The organism is Aeromonas sp. YN13HZO-058 (assembly GCF_001921245.1).
Classification (GTDB): domain Bacteria; phylum Pseudomonadota; class Gammaproteobacteria; order Enterobacterales; family Aeromonadaceae; genus Aeromonas; species Aeromonas allosaccharophila.
Window position 1 is genome coordinate 22,021 of the sequence record NZ_MQSY01000038.1, and the last position, 17,381, is coordinate 39,401.

Annotated in this window: 16 protein-coding genes; 4 read left to right on the forward strand and 12 right to left on the reverse strand. The window is 61.1% G+C overall.

Going from position 1 to position 17,381, the window contains the following annotated elements:
• Positions 1–8: 8 nt before the first annotated feature.
• Together recA and pncC are read right to left on the reverse strand one after the other, a co-directional pair.
• Positions 9–1,070 (reverse strand): recombinase RecA, encoded by a 1,062-nt coding sequence (gene recA / locus BSP75_RS08660; protein ID WP_042058789.1) that lies wholly within the window; start codon positions 1,068–1,070, stop codon positions 9–11.
• 80 nt (positions 1,071–1,150) lie between these two features.
• Positions 1,151–1,642 (reverse strand): nicotinamide-nucleotide amidase, encoded by a 492-nt coding sequence (pncC, locus tag BSP75_RS08665; protein ID WP_075112896.1) that lies wholly within the window; start codon positions 1,640–1,642, stop codon positions 1,151–1,153.
• A gap of 260 nt (positions 1,643–1,902) precedes the next feature.
• Between pncC and mutS the strand changes: the two genes are divergently transcribed.
• The gene (gene mutS / locus BSP75_RS08670; protein WP_075112897.1) at positions 1,903–4,485 is read left to right on the forward strand and encodes a DNA mismatch repair protein MutS; all 2,583 of its coding nucleotides are present in this window, start codon (positions 1,903–1,905) and stop codon (positions 4,483–4,485) included.
• A gap of 91 nt (positions 4,486–4,576) precedes the next feature.
• Here mutS and BSP75_RS08675 read toward each other — a convergent pair whose 3' ends face one another.
• Positions 4,577–5,440: a patatin family protein gene (locus tag BSP75_RS08675; protein WP_075112898.1), complete on the reverse strand. Its 864-nt coding sequence runs from the start codon at positions 5,438–5,440 to the stop codon at positions 4,577–4,579.
• Between the two features lie 63 nt (positions 5,441–5,503).
• Here BSP75_RS08675 and BSP75_RS21800 point away from each other — a divergent pair, with 63 nt between their 5' ends.
• Entirely contained in the window at positions 5,504–5,644 is a 141-nt protein-coding gene (locus BSP75_RS21800; RefSeq protein WP_171971586.1) for a hypothetical protein, read from the forward strand.
• A gap of 84 nt (positions 5,645–5,728) precedes the next feature.
• Here BSP75_RS21800 and BSP75_RS08680 read toward each other — a convergent pair whose 3' ends face one another.
• From BSP75_RS08680 to BSP75_RS08690, 3 genes are all read right to left on the reverse strand, one after another.
• Entirely contained in the window at positions 5,729–6,625 is an 897-nt protein-coding gene (locus BSP75_RS08680; protein WP_075112899.1) for a hypothetical protein, read from the reverse strand.
• A 74-nt stretch (positions 6,626–6,699) separates the two neighbouring features.
• Entirely contained in the window at positions 6,700–7,389 is a 690-nt protein-coding gene (locus BSP75_RS08685) for an LrgB family protein (RefSeq protein WP_042058778.1), read from the reverse strand.
• Positions 7,382–7,783 (reverse strand): CidA/LrgA family protein, encoded by a 402-nt coding sequence (locus tag BSP75_RS08690; protein ID WP_042058828.1) that lies wholly within the window; start codon positions 7,781–7,783, stop codon positions 7,382–7,384. Before BSP75_RS08690 ends, BSP75_RS08685 begins: the two co-directional genes overlap by 8 nt.
• 134 nt (positions 7,784–7,917) lie before the next feature.
• Here BSP75_RS08690 and BSP75_RS08695 point away from each other — a divergent pair, with 134 nt between their 5' ends.
• Positions 7,918–8,802, forward strand: a complete 885-nt coding sequence (locus BSP75_RS08695) for a LysR family transcriptional regulator (RefSeq protein WP_075112900.1) — start codon at positions 7,918–7,920, stop codon at positions 8,800–8,802.
• On the opposite strand, the gene BSP75_RS08700 is transcribed toward BSP75_RS08695, so the two are convergent.
• From BSP75_RS08700 to ybaK, 4 genes are all read right to left on the reverse strand, one after another.
• Positions 8,796–9,680, reverse strand: coding sequence for a hypothetical protein (locus tag BSP75_RS08700; RefSeq protein ID WP_075112966.1), 885 nt, complete (start codon positions 9,678–9,680; stop codon positions 8,796–8,798). The genes BSP75_RS08695 and BSP75_RS08700 overlap by 7 nt on opposite strands.
• A 112-nt stretch (positions 9,681–9,792) precedes the next feature.
• Positions 9,793–10,584, reverse strand: a complete 792-nt coding sequence (locus BSP75_RS08705) for a transporter substrate-binding domain-containing protein (protein WP_075112901.1) — start codon at positions 10,582–10,584, stop codon at positions 9,793–9,795.
• Between the two features lie 68 nt (positions 10,585–10,652).
• Positions 10,653–11,540: a hypothetical protein gene (locus tag BSP75_RS08710; protein WP_075112902.1), complete on the reverse strand. Its 888-nt coding sequence runs from the start codon at positions 11,538–11,540 to the stop codon at positions 10,653–10,655.
• A 147-nt stretch (positions 11,541–11,687) separates the two neighbouring features.
• Positions 11,688–12,152: a Cys-tRNA(Pro) deacylase gene (gene ybaK, locus BSP75_RS08715; RefSeq protein ID WP_005336092.1), complete on the reverse strand. Its 465-nt coding sequence runs from the start codon at positions 12,150–12,152 to the stop codon at positions 11,688–11,690.
• A 268-nt stretch (positions 12,153–12,420) separates the two neighbouring features.
• Here ybaK and BSP75_RS08720 point away from each other — a divergent pair, with 268 nt between their 5' ends.
• The gene (locus BSP75_RS08720) at positions 12,421–12,969 is read left to right on the forward strand and encodes a hypothetical protein (protein WP_253186621.1); all 549 of its coding nucleotides are present in this window, start codon (positions 12,421–12,423) and stop codon (positions 12,967–12,969) included.
• Between the two features lie 367 nt (positions 12,970–13,336).
• Here BSP75_RS08720 and ppc read toward each other — a convergent pair whose 3' ends face one another.
• Positions 13,337–15,970, reverse strand: coding sequence for a phosphoenolpyruvate carboxylase (ppc, locus tag BSP75_RS08730; RefSeq protein WP_075112904.1), 2,634 nt, complete (start codon positions 15,968–15,970; stop codon positions 13,337–13,339).
• Between the two features lie 230 nt (positions 15,971–16,200).
• Entirely contained in the window at positions 16,201–17,346 is a 1,146-nt protein-coding gene (argE, locus tag BSP75_RS08735) for an acetylornithine deacetylase (protein WP_075112905.1), read from the reverse strand.
• Positions 17,347–17,381: the final 35 nt, after the last annotated feature.

The following is a 17,381-nucleotide window of genomic DNA, read 5'->3' on the forward strand; positions in this document are numbered from 1 at the left end:
CCTTTACCTTATTCGAACTCTTGTTCGCTTTCGTCTTCAAACTCTTCGGCGGCAGCTGCCACCGGCTTTTCTGCCGGTACGGCACCGGAGAGCAGCAGTTCGCGCAGACGCGCTTCAATTTCGCCAGCCATCACCTTGTTCTCGGCGAACAGCTTCATGACGTTGGCCTTGCCCTGGCCGATTTTCTCGCCGTTGTAGCTGTACCAGGCACCGGCCTTGTCGATCAGCTTGTGCTTGACGCCCAAGTCCACCAGCTCGCCCTCTTTGGAGATACCGGCACCGTAGAAAATCTGGAATTCAGCCTGTTTGAAGGGCGGGGCCACCTTGTTCTTGACCACTTTGACGCGGGTCTCGTTACCGACTACTTCGTCACCTTCCTTGATGGCGCCGATGCGACGGATATCCAGACGCACGGATGCGTAGAACTTGAGCGCGTTACCACCAGTGGTGGTCTCCGGGCTACCGAACATGACGCCAATCTTCATCCGGATCTGGTTGATGAAGATGCACAGGCAATTGGCGTTCTTGATGTTGGCGGTCAGCTTGCGCAGCGCCTGGGACATCAGACGGGCCTGCAGGCCAACGTGGGAATCACCCATTTCGCCTTCGATTTCCGCTTTCGGGGTCAGGGCCGCAACGGAGTCGACGATGATGACGTCAACGGCGTTGGAGCGAACCAGCATGTCGCAGATTTCCAGCGCCTGTTCACCGGTATCCGGCTGGGAGATCAGCAGGTCGTCGACGTTGACGCCCAGCTTGGCAGCATAGATAGGGTCGAGCGCGTGTTCCGCATCGACGAAGGCACAGGTTTTGCCTTTCTTCTGGGCTTCCGCGATCACCTGCAGGGTGAGGGTGGTTTTACCGGAAGATTCCGGGCCGTAGATCTCGACGATACGACCGCACGGCAGACCGCCAATGCCCAGCGCCACGTCCAGCGAGAGGGAACCGGTAGAGATGGCTTCGATATCCATGGTCTTGCTGTCGCCCAGACGCATGATGGAACCTTTGCCGAACTGCTTTTCAATCTGACCCAGCGCAGCCGCCAGTGCCTTCTGTTTGTTCTGATCCATGCCAATCTCCGCTGGAAATCGTGAGTAAGAAGTGAAGTTGGGCTAAGTATACTGTCTATTCATACAGTATCAAGCCCAATTTATCTGAGCAGGGCCAACAGACCCGACAAGGCCTGTCTCACCGCCTGCTGACGTACCTGTCGGCGATCCCCGTCGAAGCGGGCGAGCAGAGAGTGGTGGCGACCGTTGCGGTCGGCCCAGGCGAACCAGACGGTGCCGACCGGCTTGTCCTCGGTGGCGCCGCCGGGGCCAGCGATGCCGCTGATGGCCACGCTAATGGCGGCCGACGAGTGGGCCAGCGCGCCACGTGCCATCTCCAGCACCACGGCTTCGCTCACCGCGCCGTGCAGCTCAAGGCTATCGCTGCTCACCCCCAGCATCTGCTGCTTGGCCTCGTTGGTGTAGGTAACAAATCCGCGATCGAACCAGCCGGAGCTGCCCGCGATGTCGGTGATGGCGCTGGCCACCCCGCCGCCGGTACAGGATTCTGCGGTTGCCGCCAGCCAGCCCCGTTGACCGAGGGCTCGTCCCAGCTCAATGGCAAGGTGCTCTATCTCTGCATCCAGTTTCATCACGACTCCTGCTGATCCGCTCAAGAGGCACATTATGCGATCCCGCTACCACCCCCCGCAACCACGGCAGACCGCCACGGCAACCGCCCTTGCCTGTTGCAATGGGAGGTTGCTCCGGTGCCATGCCTTCAATAGTGCCGAGCAGCCGCCCCCGGAACACCCGCTCCCCCGTCGCGGCGCTTATGTGTAGAATGGCGCCATCAAGCTCAAGGCTCATCACCGCAGACACTGGCCCGCAGAGGCCCCTTCTGGAACAGAACATGACCGCACAACACCACGCTACTGGCGCTGCGCCAAGCGCCAATCTGAGCGCCCACACACCCATGATGCAGCAGTACCTTGGCCTCAAGGCCGAGAACCCGGAGATCCTGCTGTTCTACCGGATGGGCGACTTCTACGAGCTGTTCTACGACGATGCCCGCAAGGCCTCCCAGCTGCTCGATATCTCCCTGACCAAGCGCGGCCAGTCGGCCGGCAGTCCCATTCCCATGGCAGGCGTCCCCTATCACGCCATCGAGGGCTATCTGGCCAAGCTGGTGCAGCTCGGCGAATCCGCCGCCATCTGCGAGCAGGTAGGGGATCCCGCTACCAGCAAGGGGCCGGTGGAGCGCAAGGTGATCCGCATCATCACCCCGGGCACCGTCTCCGACGAGGCGCTGCTCAGCGAGCGACAGGACAACCTGATCGCCGCCGTTTATCACGATGGCCGCCGCTTCGGCTATGGCACCATGGACATCGGCTCCGGCCGCTTCTTCATCAACCAGTTTGAGAAAGAGGAGACCCTGCTGGCGGAGCTGCAACGCACCAATCCGGCCGAGCTGCTCTATCCCGAATCATTCGAGTTCCTGCACCATATCGAGGGTCGCCGTGGCCTGCGCCGCCGCCCGGAGTGGGAGTTTGAGCTGGGCACCGCCCGCAAACTGCTTTGCCAGCAGTTCGGCACCCAGGATCTGGTGGGCTTTGGCGTCGACAAGAGCGAGACCGCCCTGTGCGCCGCCGGTTGCCTGATGCAGTACGTCAAGGATACCCAGCGCACCGCCCTGCCCCACATCCGCAGCGTGCGCCTCGAGCAGCCCGATCACGCCGTCATCATGGATGCCGCCACCCGCCGCAATCTGGAGCTGACTCAGAATCTGGCCGGTGGCTATGAAAATACCCTGGCCGAGGTGCTGGATCGCACCGCCACCCCCATGGGTAGCCGTCTGCTCAAACGCTGGATCCACCAACCGATCCGCGATCGGGTAATCCTCAAAGGCCGTCAGAGCACCATCAAGGAGCTCATCGAGCAGAACCTCTACGACGAGTTGGGCAACCTGTTGCGTCAGGTCGGCGATGTGGAGCGGGTGCTGGCCCGTCTCGCCCTGCGCTCGGCTCGCCCGCGCGATCTCACCCGCCTGCGGCAGGCGTTCGCCCAGCTGCCCGAGTTGCAGCGCCTGCTGGCGGATAACGAGCACGAAGCGGTGCAACAGCTGGCCGAGCGCGCCAGTACCTTCCCTGAACTGCTCGACCTGCTGGAGCGTGCAATCATGGAGGTGCCACCGGTGCTGATCCGCGATGGCGGCGTCATCCGTGACGGCTTCAATCAGGAGCTGGACGAGCTGCGGGATCTGGCCAACGGCGCCACCGCCAGCCTCGCCCGCATCGAGGAGCGGGAGAAGCTGCTGACCGGCATCAACACCCTCAAGGTGGGTTACAACAAGGTGCACGGCTTCTATATCGAGGTGAGCCGCGCCAACAGCCATCTGGTGCCGGCCCACTACATCCGCCGCCAGACCCTCAAGAACAACGAGCGCTACATCATCGATGAGCTGAAGAAGTACGAGGACAAGGTGCTCACCGCCCAGGCCCAGGCGCTGGCGCTGGAAAAACGGCTCTACGAAGAGCTGCTCGATGCCCTGCTGCCCCACCTCGGTGATCTGCAGGAGTCCGCCGCCGCACTGGCGGAGCTGGACGTGCTGGCCAATCTGGCGGAGCGGGCCGAGACCCTGGACTACCGCTGCCCCACCCTGATCGACGAGGATCAGATCCTGATCGAGGCGGGCCGTCATCCGGTGGTGGAGCAGGTGATGAGCGATCCCTTTATCGCCAACCCGATCCGGCTCGAGCGGGAGCGACGGATGCTGATCATCACCGGTCCCAACATGGGCGGTAAATCCACCTACATGCGCCAGACCGCGTTGATCGTTTTGCTGGCCCATATCGGCGCCTTCGTGCCGGCCGACAGCGCCCGCATCGGCCCCATCGACCGCATCTTCACCCGCATCGGGGCGTCGGACGATCTTGCCTCCGGCCGATCCACCTTTATGGTGGAGATGACCGAGACCGCCAACATCCTCAACAACGCCACCGCCCGCAGTCTGGTACTGATGGATGAGATTGGCCGCGGCACCAGCACCTACGACGGCCTCTCGCTGGCGTGGGCCTGCGCCGAACAGCTGGCGAGCAAGATTGGCGCCTATACCCTGTTCGCCACCCACTACTTCGAGCTGACCCGCCTGCCCGAGCTGATGAGCGGGCTGGCCAACGTCCATCTGGATGCAGTGGAGCACGGCGACACCATCGCCTTTATGCATGCGGTGCAGGAGGGGGCAGCCAGCCGCTCCTACGGCCTGCAGGTGGCGGCGCTGGCGGGGGTACCTAAATCGGTGATCCAGCAGGCCCGTCACAAACTGCACGAGCTGGAAAGCGCTACTCCGGTCGCCGCCGGTGAAAGCAGCCCGGCTCCGGTGGCTCTCGCCCCGCAGCTCCATCCTGTGGTGGAAGAGCTGGAAGCGGTGCGCCCCGACGAGCTGACCCCCCGCCAGGCGCTGGACCTGCTCTATCGCCTCAAGCAGATGCTGTAAGCAGCTGCCGCCGCGCCAGCATGCAAAAGGGGAACCGCGAGGTTCCCCTTTTTATATTCAGCACGTGATGCTCAGCACCGACCCCAGCCGTTCAGGCCACCGCTCGCGCCTCCCTGCGGGCCCGCAGCAGGCTCTGGCGCCCCTGCCAGTAGCCCTGCAGATAGCCGGACTCCAGCTTGAACGCGTCGCGGGTAAAGCGGGAGACAGGAAAATCGGCCGGTGGCGCGATCACCTCGATCTCGCAGTCGGCAGGCGGCATCTCGATAAAGTCGAGAGCCCGGTTGTAGGCCACATCCCGTGCCAACATCGCCTGTGCCAGCGCGGGCTGGGTCTTCAGCAAGGCTTTGACCATCCAGCAGAAGCGGGCCGGCTTCTTGCGATACCCGCGCGGCTCGGAGAGCACCACCGTCATCCGCCGCGCCCCGCGCCGATAGGCCTCGATCACCGGAATGGAGTCGCTGATGCCGCCATCGGCCATCGGGCGCCCCTCGACACAGGGGGTCTCGTGCTGCACCACCGGCAGGGCGCAGGTGGCGGTCAGCACCTCGTCCATATTGTCGGGGCACACCGGCAGGTAGACAGCCGCGCCGGTCGCCACCTCGGTGGTGACCGCATAGAAAGGGATGCGGCAGGCGGAGAAGGTATCGAGGTCGAGGGGAAAGCGGTAGCGACTGGTGCGCCAGAGCCAGCTGACATCCACCAGATCGCCCCCCTTGACGAAACGCAACGGGTCGAGAAAGTCGCTACTACAGGCCAGCTCGGTGATGATGTGATGACTGCGGCGCGGCTGCTCGCTCAGATAAGAGACCAGATTGGTGGCACCGGCCGAGACGCCCATGACGAAATCGAACGGGTAGTGGTGGCTTTCCACGAAGGCATCGAGCACACCGCTGGCGAAGATGCCGCGCATGGCGCCCCCTTCGACAATCAGGGCGCGAGGGTGGGGATTAAACATAACAAGGCTCCGTCAGCTGTAATACCTGCCGGGATCGATCCCGGCCCAGTGATGGACGCCTTCATGCAGAACATCAAGACGCCGCAGCAGGACGGTTCAGACTCGCATCGGCAAGGCAGCAGCCGGACAGATGCAAAACGTGAAACCGTGAAGCGACCCCCAGTATATGCAGCGCAACAACCTTCAAAAAATGAATTTAAATAATAAAAAACATGCCAATTTGGCATAATTGGCCTGATGAAAAGGCCAGCCGCAGGGCTGGCCACGTCACTGATTGCTGATTCCGGCTCAGGGCAAGCCGGGGCCGAAGTGCCCCGTTACCGGATCGTAGTGGTAGGCGTCGTAATCAAAGTCGATCCCCTTGAGCAGCGGGTTGGGCAGCTCGAACAGCTGCCGCTCGTGGAGCCTGGCCTGATCGAGGGAGGGCTTGAAGTAGCGCAGCCAGAGCTGCTGTAGCGAACCATCCTGCCACGCCAGCTTGAGCCCGGCCTGAATGCGCCTGAGCCCCGTCTGATTCCCCTTGTAGGTGTAGAAGAGATGGAGGAAGGGGTAGTGCAGAGCGATGTGCGGCTCCACGGTGAGACCAACCACATCCCGATGCTGCTCCAGCTCGGTGAAGAGCTCGTTGGCGCCGCGGCAAAAGAGGTCGGCCCGCCCACGGGCCACCAGCTTGAACAGGCGCTCGTAGCTGTCCACCTCCAGCACCTGCAGACCGGCCGCCCGCAGAATGGCAGCATCCTGCCAACCGCGCCCCTGCACGTTCTGGTACTGCTTGAGCTGTTCGAAGCGGGTCACCCCCGCAATTGCCTTCGCCTGCTGCGGACTGACGAAGCAAATGCGATAACCGAGGATGCCCAGCTCCACCGGGAAGCGGACATAGTCGAGGGCATCGCCGCGATCGGGCTGTGGGGTATCGACGGCAAAGAAGTTGGGGTAGAAGTTGGTTTGCAGCACTTGGCGCAGCCGGATCCGATTCATCGGCGGCGCGGCCCGCAGCTCGTAGTCACCGAAGCTGTCACGGGTCTTCTCCAGCGCCAGCTGCAACAGATCGCGAAAATAGAGAGTGCGCTGATCCCGCTCGCTTTCGGGGCTGATATGAGTAAAGACGTCGCTCGCCCGCAGGGGGGCGGCAAGAAGGGAAAGGCTGCACAGCAGCAAGCAGGAAGCGAGGCGATGAAAGGTCATACTGCTCATCCCGGGAATACACGCTCCCTAGAGTGTAGCGCCGGGATGAGCCGCCTTCTAAAGGGAAACTCGACCTACCAGAACATCTGGCCCAGCAGGGGCGCCAGCAGCACGGTCACCATGCCGGCGATCATCATCACCATGCTGGAGACCACCCCCTCCTCGTTGCCCATCTGATAGGCCTTGGCGGTACCGGCACCGTGGGCCGAGGCACCAAAGCCCGCCCCCTTGCCAAGACGGCTGCGAATGGCCAGCACGGTGAGCACGCTCTCCCCCACCGCCATACCAATCACCCCGGTCAGCACCACAAACAGCGCGGTGAGATCGCTCTGACCGCCGATGGCGCGGGTCGCCTCTACCGCAAACGGCGTGGTGATGGAGCGCATCGCCAGACTGCGCTGCAGCATGTCGGAGAGATCCAGCCAGCGGGCCAGCAGCACGGTACTGCCCACCGCCATGATGACGGAAGCGAACACCCCCACTGACAGCGACAGCCAGTGGCGGCGAATGAGCTGGCGGTTCTCGTAGACCGGCACGGCGAAGGCAACGGTGGCGGGGCCCAGCAGCCAGAGCAGCCAGTGGGATTCCGCCATGTAATCCTGATAGGGGATGTGGAACAGCAGCACCACCGCCACCAGCAGGGTCGGCGCCAGCAGTAGCGGCATCAGCGGCAGGATGCGCTTTTTGCCGTAGAGCCATTTGCTGGCGTAGTAGAAGATTAGAGTGAGGGCGAAGCAGAGCAGCCCGAGCAGGGTATCAGACATGACGGCGACTCCGGCGGGCCAGTTTCAGTTCGAGGCGGTAAACCCGGTCCACCACCAGCGCGGTGGTGCCGAGCACTAGCGTGGTACTCACCAGCAGCACCACCATGATCCGCCACCCCTCTTGCAGCAGCAGCTCCTGATAGTTGACCACCGCCACCACGGCGGGGACGAAGAACAACAGCATCTCCGCCAGCAGCCAGCGAGCACCGGCCTCAAACCACTGCGCCTTGACCACCCCGAGCAGGATGCAAGCCAGCAACAGCAACATGCCGGTGAGGTTGGCGGGCAGCGGCAGATGGAGGGTGCGCACCGCGATATCGGCCAGCAGCCAGATGGCTGCCAGCAACACAATCTGGAAGGGAGTCTGTAACCAGCGCAAGCAGAGGGCTTTCATGATCGTCGTCTTTCTGTGAACCGGCTCACAGTATAGAGTTGAGCAAAACCTGCCAGAAATGAATTAAAATTATCAAATTCATGCCGCATAGGCATACTTCATCCCGTACCCGCCAACACGAGTCGAGAGAGTCCATGGATATTCGCGCCCTGCGCTATTTTGTCGAACTGGTGCGGGAAAAAAGCTTCACCCGCGCCTCTGAAAAGCTGTTCGTCACCCAGCCCACCATCAGCAAGATGATCCGCAATATCGAAGAGGAGCTGGGCCAACCCCTGCTTAACCGGGAGGGACGCCGCTTCACCCTGACCGACAGCGGCCAGGTGCTGTTCAACCGGGCCCAGATTATTCTGGCCCAGATGCAGCAGCTGGAGGCCGAACTGGCGGATCTGCAGAGCCTGCAACACGGTCGCCTCACCCTCGGCATTCCACCCATGGTGGGGCACGTCTATGCGGATCTGATCCGCGCCTACCGCACCCGCTATCCCAAGGTGGAGCTGACGCTGGTGGAGTACGGCGGTCGCCGCATCGAACAGGCGGTGCTGGAGGGGGAGCTGGATCTCGCCATCACCATGCTGCCGACCAAAGAGGGGGGCGCCCTCAGTGCGCTCGAGCTGGATCAATACCCGATTAGGGTGGTGCTGCCGGATCAACCGCGCTGGCGCGGCGATGCGCCGCTGCGGCTGGAGTCCCTGCAGGAGGAGCCCTTCCTGCTCTATACCCAGGCATTTACCCTGAGCGAGCGGCTGGAGCAGGCGTGTCAGGAGGCGGGCTTTGTGCCGCAGGTGGCGGCGCGCAGCAGCCAGTGGGATTTTCTCACCGCCATGGTACGCAGCGGCATGGGGGTCGCCTTCTTGCCGGAGCCGGTCTGCAACCGGTTGACCCCCGATGGGTTGGTGCTGCGGCCGCTTGAGCCCGAACTGAGCTGGCGACTCGGGGTGATCTGGCCGAGCGAGCGCTATCTGTCGCGCACCGCCGAGGCCTGGCTGGCCCTCTGTCGCACGCGGCAGGCACCTCAATAATCACCGAAGCGATCGGTCTGCGGATTGTAGAAGTAGGGGCGGTAATCGAAGCTGATCCCCTCGAGGAAGGGGTTATCCAGCCGCAGCAGTCGGCGCTGGGAAAACTTGGCAAAGGCGATGGCCGGGCCAAAACTCTTGCGCCACAGCGCCTGTAGCGAACCATCCTGCCATGCCAGTTGCAACCCCTGCTCGACCCGTAACAGTGCCTCGCGATTATTGGGGTTGGTGTAGAAGACCCGGGGCAGTGGGTAGTAGATCAACAGCGCCTCATCCACCAGCAGATCCGCTATCTCCTTGTGGGTGAGCTGCTCGCTGCGCAGCTCGCTCGCCCCGCGGCAGAAGAGATCGAAGCGGCCCCGCGCCACCATCTTGAACAGCTTCTCGTACCCCTCTACCTCAACCACCTCCATCCCGGCGTAGCGCAGGATATCCACATCCAGCCACCCCTTGCCCTGACCAAAGGTGAACTGACGCAGCCCCTTGAGGTCGGTCACTCTGCTCACCGCCGCCTTTTGCTGTGGGCTGACGAAACAGATGCGGTAGCTGACGATGCCCAGATGGATGGGAAAACGGACATAGGTGAGCCCCAGCCCCTCGCGGGTGCTGCTGTAGCTGTCCATCACAAAGAGGTTGGGGTAGCTGTCGAGCTGCATGCTGAGCCGCTCGCGCGCCTTGGTCATGGGCGGTGCGGGGACCAGCTCATAGTCGCCAAACTGGTCGCGGGTCTTCTCAAGGGCGAGCCGCAGCAACTCCCGATCATAGGTGGTGCGCGGGTCCCGCTCGCTCTCCGGGCTGATGTAGGTAAACCGGGTGGCCGCCTGCCCGGTCAGCGACAACAGGCAGAGCAGCGCGGCGGCCAGCAGATGCAGGGAGGACATAAACCGGGCCTTGGCTGAAGGGGTACTTTCAGTGTAGCCCCTGAGCGCGGGCGCCCGACCCAGCCACCACCCCATGGTCTCTTCCCCTTTTTGGCCAGTTGCATCCATCAGCCTACTCCCCCGCCGGAGGCGTGCTTCTGAGCGACGCGGCATAACGTTGGTAGGCAGCTGAGTCGCGCACCTGCTCGATGGCATCCCACACCTGCCGGCTTTGTTGGGGATAGGCCTGATAGAAGTGGTGAGAGAAGACCAGATAGTAGGGTTTCTCCACCAGCACCGGCGACAGCCGCTCGATACGGGCTTGCAGCTCGGGATGAGCCGCCAGAATGCTGTCAGCCACCTCGGTCTGGATGGCCGTCGCCTGCGCCCGATCCATCACCAGCTTTTTCAAAATAATCAGCGGGTCACGGCTGGAGTCATCCACCTCGGCCCCCGCCGCCAGCAACAAGTCGACGATGGAAAATCCCGACTGGGCCGCCACCATGCCCTTGACCCTGAGGGTGGTGCCATCCCACTGGCTCTTGCCCCCCTTTAGCTGATAGAGGCTGTAGCTCTCTATCAGCAGCCGCTTGGCGGGGTCTGGTTTGCCCCCGCGCATGGGATAGACCCCCACCTTGGTCGCTCGCTCGACGCTGTAACTCATCTTGATGGCCGCATCCATCTGGCCACTGCTCACCTGAGAGAGGCAGCGCTTCCACGGTAGCGGCGTCAGCTCGATCTCGGCATTGAGGGCGGTGGCAACCGCCTTGAGGTGATACTGGACAATCCCCTCGCCCGATTGCAGCAGCCAGGGGTAGGAATCACTGTTTTCGAGGCAGGTACGCAGCGTAAAGGCCGGGGCCGCGCTGCCGGTGGCGGACAGCAGCAACGCGATGAAGAGCAGGATGCGGGCAGATACGCGCATGGGCCATCTCCTTGGCGGCAACAATCTCTCCCTTACTCTATCAGAGCCAGTGCACCTGATAACCCGGCTCAGGGCAGTGAACCGAAATCATCCGCCTGCGGATTGTAAAGGTAGGGGCGGTAGTCAAAACCCCCCTTGAGTAGCAGCGGGTTGCCGAGCCGGAAGATCTGGCGAGCCCCCAGATTGGCAAACACCAGCGAGGACTGGAAGTGGTGACGCCAGAGCCGCTTGAGGGAACCATCCTGCCAGGCCAGTTGCAGACCGCGCGCAAGACGCTCGCGCTCCTGAACATAGTGGGCATTGCTGTAGAACACGTGGATCAGCGGATAGAAGAGGGCCAGATGGCGATCGACCGTCAACCCAGCCACCTTGCCCTGATGAGATTGCCACTCCGGCAGGATCTCGTTGGCCCCGCGGCAGAAGAGGTCGATGCGCCCCCGCGCCACCATGCGAAACAGCGACTCATAGTTATCCACCTCATGCACGGTCAACCCGCCGTGGCGCAGGATCACGGCATCCTGCCAGCCGGTGCCCGCCCCCAGAGTGAAGTGGCGCAACTGATCCAGGGTGTTCACCCGCGCCAGCTCGGCAGCCCGAGCCGAGCCGACGAAACAGACCCGATAGCCGAGGATCCCCATATCGATCGGGAACGGGATCGATGCCACCTGATCCGCCCCCCCCTGATAGGGCCAGCTGTCGACAATAAACAGGGCGTTTTCGCCCTGCTCCTGCACCTCGATCCGCATCCGCGCCTTGTTCATCGGCAGGGAGTCCAGCAACTCGTAGTCACCATATTCGGGGCGGGTCTTCTCCAGCGCCAGCTGCATCACCTCACGGTAATAACGCATCCGCATATCCTGACTGTTTTCAGGACTGAGCAGCGTAAAACGGGTGGCAGCCAGCAAGGCAGAGGGGAAGGATAAACAGAGGCAGAGCAACAGAAGTCGATAGATCATGGCTGAACTCATACAACGGGGTTCATCCAGTATAGACTGGCTCTCCCCCCGTTGAGGGCGGGCCAGTTGCGGCTTGCGCGCCCGATCACCGGTGGGGAAGTCCGGGCCGACACCGGCCCGGAGCGCGGGATCACGCCGTGCCCGGCACTACTCTTCGCCGATGGGAGCGGCGATCCACTTCATCAGCGTCAGCATATCCTGCGGCGCCACCCCGACCGAGAGGCCGCGCTTGCCGCCACTCACCAGGATCTCGTCAAACTGCAGCGCCGACTCGTCGAGCACGGTAGGCAACAGCTTCTTCTGGGCCAGCGGGCTGATGCCACCCACCTTGTAACCGGTCAGCTTCTCCGCCTCCGCCGGTTTCATCATCTCCACCTTCTTGAGGCCGGTCGCCTTGGCCAACTGCTTCAGGCTGCACATGCCGGATGAGGGAACGATAGCCACCACCGCCTGCTTGTCGTGGTGGGCGACCAGGGTCTTGAACACCTGCGCCTCCGGCAGCCCGAGCTGGGTCGCGGCATGCTTGCCGAAATCGTCGTGGGCTTCGCACTCGTAGGGGTAGAGCTTGTGGGGAATTTTGAGCTTCTTCAGCAGGTTGATGGCAGGAGTCATGATGGTTGCCTTGGATAGAATCACATGAAACAAGTGTAAATAGTCTGCGCCTGCATGGCGAGGGATGCAAGGCGAGAGGCTTGTTTACTGTCTGCAGACGCGAACCTGGCAATAAATGACAAGTTTAATAAGGCGATCACCAATGTCGTGCCGATAGTGACTCCCTCGGAAAAAACAATTGACAACAATTCTCATTTAATCAATGATTGATTCCCAAATGAACCACTCTGGAGATAGCGGATGAAGCTCTGTTTGGCCACAGCCATTTTTGCTGTGCAGCATTTCAAATGCCAATGCCAATACTTGCCCATTGAGTAACTGCAACACACTACACGCTGGTGAACATTACTCTATTAATGCCAATGAAAAGTATTGTATCAATTTCAACAAAGAAAACATCACGGTGGTAAACCTTTCGAGTCGATACATTGAAATAGAAGACAAAAATTCAAATCCAACTGTTATATACTCTGGTGAATTTGTTGATGTCGATACCATATCAACAATCGCAAATTCAACCAAGGTAGTTATCAGCATAGAGCACGATAGCTTTATCGTGATAAGAGATATAAATGAAAGCAAGCGTAATAAGAGAGCGGCACCAGTAGTATGGGCAGGCGGCGGTGCCGTTATTGGGGTGATGGGTGTCATTGCCAACAATCCTGATGCAAACATGAGAGAGATTGCTGCAGGTGCATTTGGTGGTGCCGTTACCGGCGTGTTGAGCCCCATTATGGGAAGTGGTGTCGCAGGCATGATGGCTTCAGGCAGTGCTGGCCTGGCAGCAAGCGGTGGCTGTGCTTCCTGTCACTCGTGATGATAATCGTCATATTGATGGCGGCCGTTGCAGCAACCTTCATGTTAAGCAGCAAGCTGGTCCATCGAATTGCATTGCTGCTAATTTCGAGCGGTTCAATAATATTTAGTTATCTCTCGGGCAATCCCTCAGCCTGGATATACATCACCTTTATTATACTCACCATTATTTTAAAGGTAAAATATCGCTCCACTAAAATGCGTTGTGATGATGTTATACTGGGTTGCTATATAATTTTCTACATCCAGCCATTAGTCTTGAGGCTAATCTGATACACTCTCTTTAAATGCAGTAGACGAGATAAGCTCGCAAAAAAAGAGCGCATATTATGCGCTCTTTTTATTTCAGACCTGTTTGGTAATATTTATCAACCCGTATTACGCATACCTGCGGCAATACCGGCGATGGTGACCATCAGCGCCTTATCCAGCTCGGGGTGCAGGGTCTCCGGGTGGTTGCGGGAGCGGTTGAGCAGCTCGGCCTGCAGCACGTTGAGCGGGTCTGTGTAGGGGTTGCGCAGCTTGATGGACTCCTTGATCCAGGGCTGATCCTCCAGCAGATCCTCGCGCGGGCTCAGTTTCAGCACCACCTCGATGGATTCGGCGAGCTCCTGACGCAACTGTTTGCCAAGGCCCCACAGCTCCTGCGGCACCAGACGGGTGTCGTAGTACTCGGCGAGCCAGACGTCAGCCTTGAGGAACACCATCTCCAGCATCTCGAGGCGAGTGCGGAAGAAGGGCCACTGGGCGCTCATCTCTTCCAGCACCGCCAGCTTGCCGCCGTCGATGGCCTGTTGCAGCGCCTTGTGGGCACCGAGCCAGGCCGGCAGCATCAGGCGGTTCTGGGTCCAGGCGAAGATCCATGGAATAGCGCGCAGGCTCTCGACGCCGCCGTTGGGCTTGCGCTTGGAGGGACGGGAGCCGAGCGGCAGCTTGCCGAGCTCCATTTCCGGGGTAGCGGCACGGAAGTAAGGGACGAAGTCCGGATGACCGCGCACGATACTGCGGTAGTGATCGCAGGAGTCGGCAGCCAGCTGTTCCATCACCTCGCGCCAGCACTCTTTCGGCTTGGGCGGCGGCAGCAGGTTCCCTTCCAGCACGGCGCTGGTGTAGAGCTCCAGGCTCTTGATCGCCACTTTCGGCAGGCCGAACTTGAAGCGGATCATCTCCCCCTGTTCGGTGGTACGCAGACCGCCGCGCAGGGATCCCGGCGGCTGGGAGAGGATGGCCTGATGGGCAGGCGCACCACCACGACCGACGGTACCGCCACGGCCATGGAACAGGGTGAGGCGGATATTGTTGGCTTCGGCCAGTCCCACCAGCGACTCCATGGCAGCGTACTGGGCCCAGCCAGCGGCCATCATCCCCGCATCCTTGGCGGAGTCGGAGTAACCGATCATCACGTACTGACGGCCCTGAATGTAGCCGCGATACCAGTCCACCGAGAGCAGGCGCTCCATCACGGCGGTGCCTGCCATCAGGTCATCCTGGGTTTCAAACAGCGGGGCGACCGGCATGCGGAACTTGCAGCCCGCCTCCTTGAGCAGCAGCTGTACCGACAGCACGTCGGACGGCGCACCGGCCATGGAGATGATGTAGATGCCGAACGCATCGGGGTCGTGCTGGGCGATGACCTGACAGGTATCCAGCGTCTCGCGCACCTCGGCGCTCGGCTCCCAGTCGTGGGGAATGAGCGGGCGGCGCGAGTTCAGTTCATTGAGCAGGAAGGCCTGCTTGTCATCTTCGCTCCACTCGGCGTAGTCACCCAGACCCAGATAGCGGGTCAGCTCGGAGAAGACCAGCCCATGGCGCTCGCCATCCTGACGGATATCCAGCTTGACCAGATGGATGCCGAAACAGGCGACCTTGCGCAGCACGTCCAGCAACATGCCATCGGCGATATTGCCCATGCCGCAGGCGTGCAGTGAGTGGTAGCAGAGCTCCAGCGGCTCGCGCAGCTGGGCGGTGGTGGTGATCAGGTCGCGACTCTCGCTCACCTGACCCTGCACCTTGGCAGTAAGGTGCTCCTTGGTTTCGCGCAGCGCTTCACGCAGCTCGCGCACCAGCGCACGGTAGGGCTCGGGGTGATCGCCTACGCGAGCGCGCACGGCGTTGGTACAGTCGGACATGGAGAGCTCGGAGGTGAGCTCCTTGATGTCTTTGTAGAACAGGCTCACCGCCATCCAGCGGCCCAGCTCCAGCACTTCGGCAGTCACCTTGGCGGTGACGAAGGGGTTGCCGTCGCGGTCACCGCCCATCCAGGAGGTGAACTTGACCGGCGCGGCATCCAGCGGCAGCCGCACACCCAGATGGTGTTGCAGACGCTCGTCCAGATTGCGCATGAATTCGGGGATGGCTGGCCACAGGCTGTTCTCCACCACCGCAAAGCCCCACTTGGCCTCGTCGACCGGGGTTGGGCGCTGTTCGCGGATCTCGTTGGTGTGCCACGCCTGATTGATCAGCTGTTCGATGCGGTTGAGGATCTTGTCCCGCTCGCGGGGCAGCAGGTCGGAGAGCTCCAGCGCCTCGAGGCAGTCGTTGAGCTGCACGTGCTTGTGGATCAGGGTACGACGGGTCACCTCGGTGGGGTGAGCGGTCAGCACCAGATCGATATCCAGCTCGCGCACGGCCTGAATGATGGCCTCCTGCGACAGGTTGGAGGCTTTAAGCTTGTCGAACATCTGCTCCAGCGGATCCGGGGTGCAGACCTGCTCTTCGCAGCGACGGGAGATGGTGTGGAACTGTTCCGCCACGTTGGCCAGATTGAGGAACTGGCTGAAGGCGCGGGCCACCGGCAGCAGCTCGCTATCACTCAGGGTGCGCAGGGTATCGAGCAGACGTTCCCGGTCTGATTCATTGCCCTTGCGGGAGGACTTGGCCAATTGGCGAATGGTTTCGATCTTGTCGAGAAAGGCCTGACCCTGATGATCCTTGATGGATTTACCCAGCAGCTGACCCAGCATGCCTACGTTGGCGCGTAGTGCGGCGTACTTTTCGTTCATTCCACATCCTTATCTTGTTGGTGCCTGACACCCATCCGGGGTGCAAGACGACCTCACTTATTGTTGTGCGATTACAACATATGCTCCGTCATCTTAGGGTGACAATCTACCCAGATTGTCTGCGCAAGGTCAAATAACAGGCCGATTCAGAACATGTATTTCCATCACCACTCAACAACCGGCTTGTTATGTAACTTACTTACAGTTTTACGCCCCTTTCACCGCCGCCGCTACAGGCAAAAACGTCTGATCAGGTGCTGCAACACCGTGGTGGTCGGCTTGACGAAGGAGAGGTCGAGATACTCATCCGGCTGGTGCGCCTGGGTGATATGGCCGGGGCCCATCACTATAGTCTCGCAACCAAGCTGCTGGATAAACGGTGCCTCGGTGCAGTAGTTGACCGACTCAGCGGCGCGGCCGCTCGCCTTCTCCGCTTCGCGCACCAGCACAGAGTCGTCGGCGCAGGCATAGGCGGGAATGGGCTCGTGCAGATGTTGCAGATGCAGGCAGCCCGGCTGGTGAATTTCGATGGGCGACAGCGCCTCTTTGAGCATCCCCATCAGCTCGTCCGGCCCCACCTGCGGAGTGGGTCGCAGATCGATATGCAGCTCGCAGCAGCCGCAGATGCGGTTCGGGCTGTCGCCCCCCTGAATGTAACCAAGGTTCAGGGTCGGCTGTGGCACGGCAAAGCGGTGGTCAGCGTAGCGATCTTTCAGATCCTGCTGCAAGCGCAGCACCTGCCCCATCGCCTTGTGCATGATCTCCATGGCGTTGACGCCGTTGGCGGGATCCGAGCTGTGACCGCTCTTGCCGGTAATGCGGATCGCCTCCGACATATGCCCCTTGTGGGCCACCACCGGCACCAGTCCGGTCGGCTCGCCAATCACGGCGTAGTCGGGTTTCAGCTCGGCCGCCGCGGCAATGGCGCGAGCCCCCGCCATGGTGGTCTCTTCGTCGGCAGTCGCGAGAATGCGCAGCGGCTTGCTGAGCGTCTTGAGGTCAATCTCTTTCAGTGCCTCGACGATAAAGGCGAAGAAGCCCTTCATATCGATGGTGCCGAGGCCATAGAGGCGGTTGCCCTCTTCGGTCACCTTGAAGGGATCCTTGCTCCAGCCCCCCTCATCGAACGGCACCGTATCGGTGTGGCCCGCCAGCAGCAGACCGCCCTCCCCCTGACCGATCGTCGCCACCAGATTGAACTTGCCCGGCAGGTCGGGGAGCGCCGTCACCTCGCACTGAAAACCGAGCTGACCGAACCAGTCAGCCAGCAGCCGGATCACCGCCTCATTGCTCTGATCCCACTTGGGATCCGTGCTGCTGATAGAGGGAATCGCAATAATATTCTTATAAAGTGAAAAAAAATCCAGATTGGCCATCAGCTCCTCCTTGCGTCCCCGGAATGTTTCTGTTA

Coding starts and splice junctions, on each gene's coding strand:
- recA (WP_042058789.1), bottom strand. CDS start 1,070: ATGGATCAGAACAAACAGAAGGCACTGGCGGCTGCGCTGGGTCAGATT.
- pncC (WP_075112896.1), bottom strand. CDS start 1,642: ATGAAACTGGATGCAGAGATAGAGCACCTTGCCATTGAGCTGGGACGA.
- mutS (WP_075112897.1), top strand. CDS start 1,903: ATGACCGCACAACACCACGCTACTGGCGCTGCGCCAAGCGCCAATCTG.
- BSP75_RS08675 (WP_075112898.1), bottom strand. CDS start 5,440: ATGTTTAATCCCCACCCTCGCGCCCTGATTGTCGAAGGGGGCGCCATG.
- BSP75_RS21800 (WP_171971586.1), top strand. CDS start 5,504: ATGCAGAACATCAAGACGCCGCAGCAGGACGGTTCAGACTCGCATCGG.
- BSP75_RS08680 (WP_075112899.1), bottom strand. CDS start 6,625: ATGACCTTTCATCGCCTCGCTTCCTGCTTGCTGCTGTGCAGCCTTTCC.
- BSP75_RS08685 (WP_042058778.1), bottom strand. CDS start 7,389: ATGTCTGATACCCTGCTCGGGCTGCTCTGCTTCGCCCTCACTCTAATC.
- BSP75_RS08690 (WP_042058828.1), bottom strand. CDS start 7,783: ATGAAAGCCCTCTGCTTGCGCTGGTTACAGACTCCCTTCCAGATTGTG.
- BSP75_RS08695 (WP_075112900.1), top strand. CDS start 7,918: ATGGATATTCGCGCCCTGCGCTATTTTGTCGAACTGGTGCGGGAAAAA.
- BSP75_RS08700 (WP_075112966.1), bottom strand. CDS start 9,680: ATGTCCTCCCTGCATCTGCTGGCCGCCGCGCTGCTCTGCCTGTTGTCG.
- BSP75_RS08705 (WP_075112901.1), bottom strand. CDS start 10,584: ATGCGCGTATCTGCCCGCATCCTGCTCTTCATCGCGTTGCTGCTGTCC.
- BSP75_RS08710 (WP_075112902.1), bottom strand. CDS start 11,540: ATGATCTATCGACTTCTGTTGCTCTGCCTCTGTTTATCCTTCCCCTCT.
- ybaK (WP_005336092.1), bottom strand. CDS start 12,152: ATGACTCCTGCCATCAACCTGCTGAAGAAGCTCAAAATTCCCCACAAG.
- ppc (WP_075112904.1), bottom strand. CDS start 15,970: ATGAACGAAAAGTACGCCGCACTACGCGCCAACGTAGGCATGCTGGGT.
- argE (WP_075112905.1), bottom strand. CDS start 17,346: ATGGCCAATCTGGATTTTTTTTCACTTTATAAGAATATTATTGCGATT.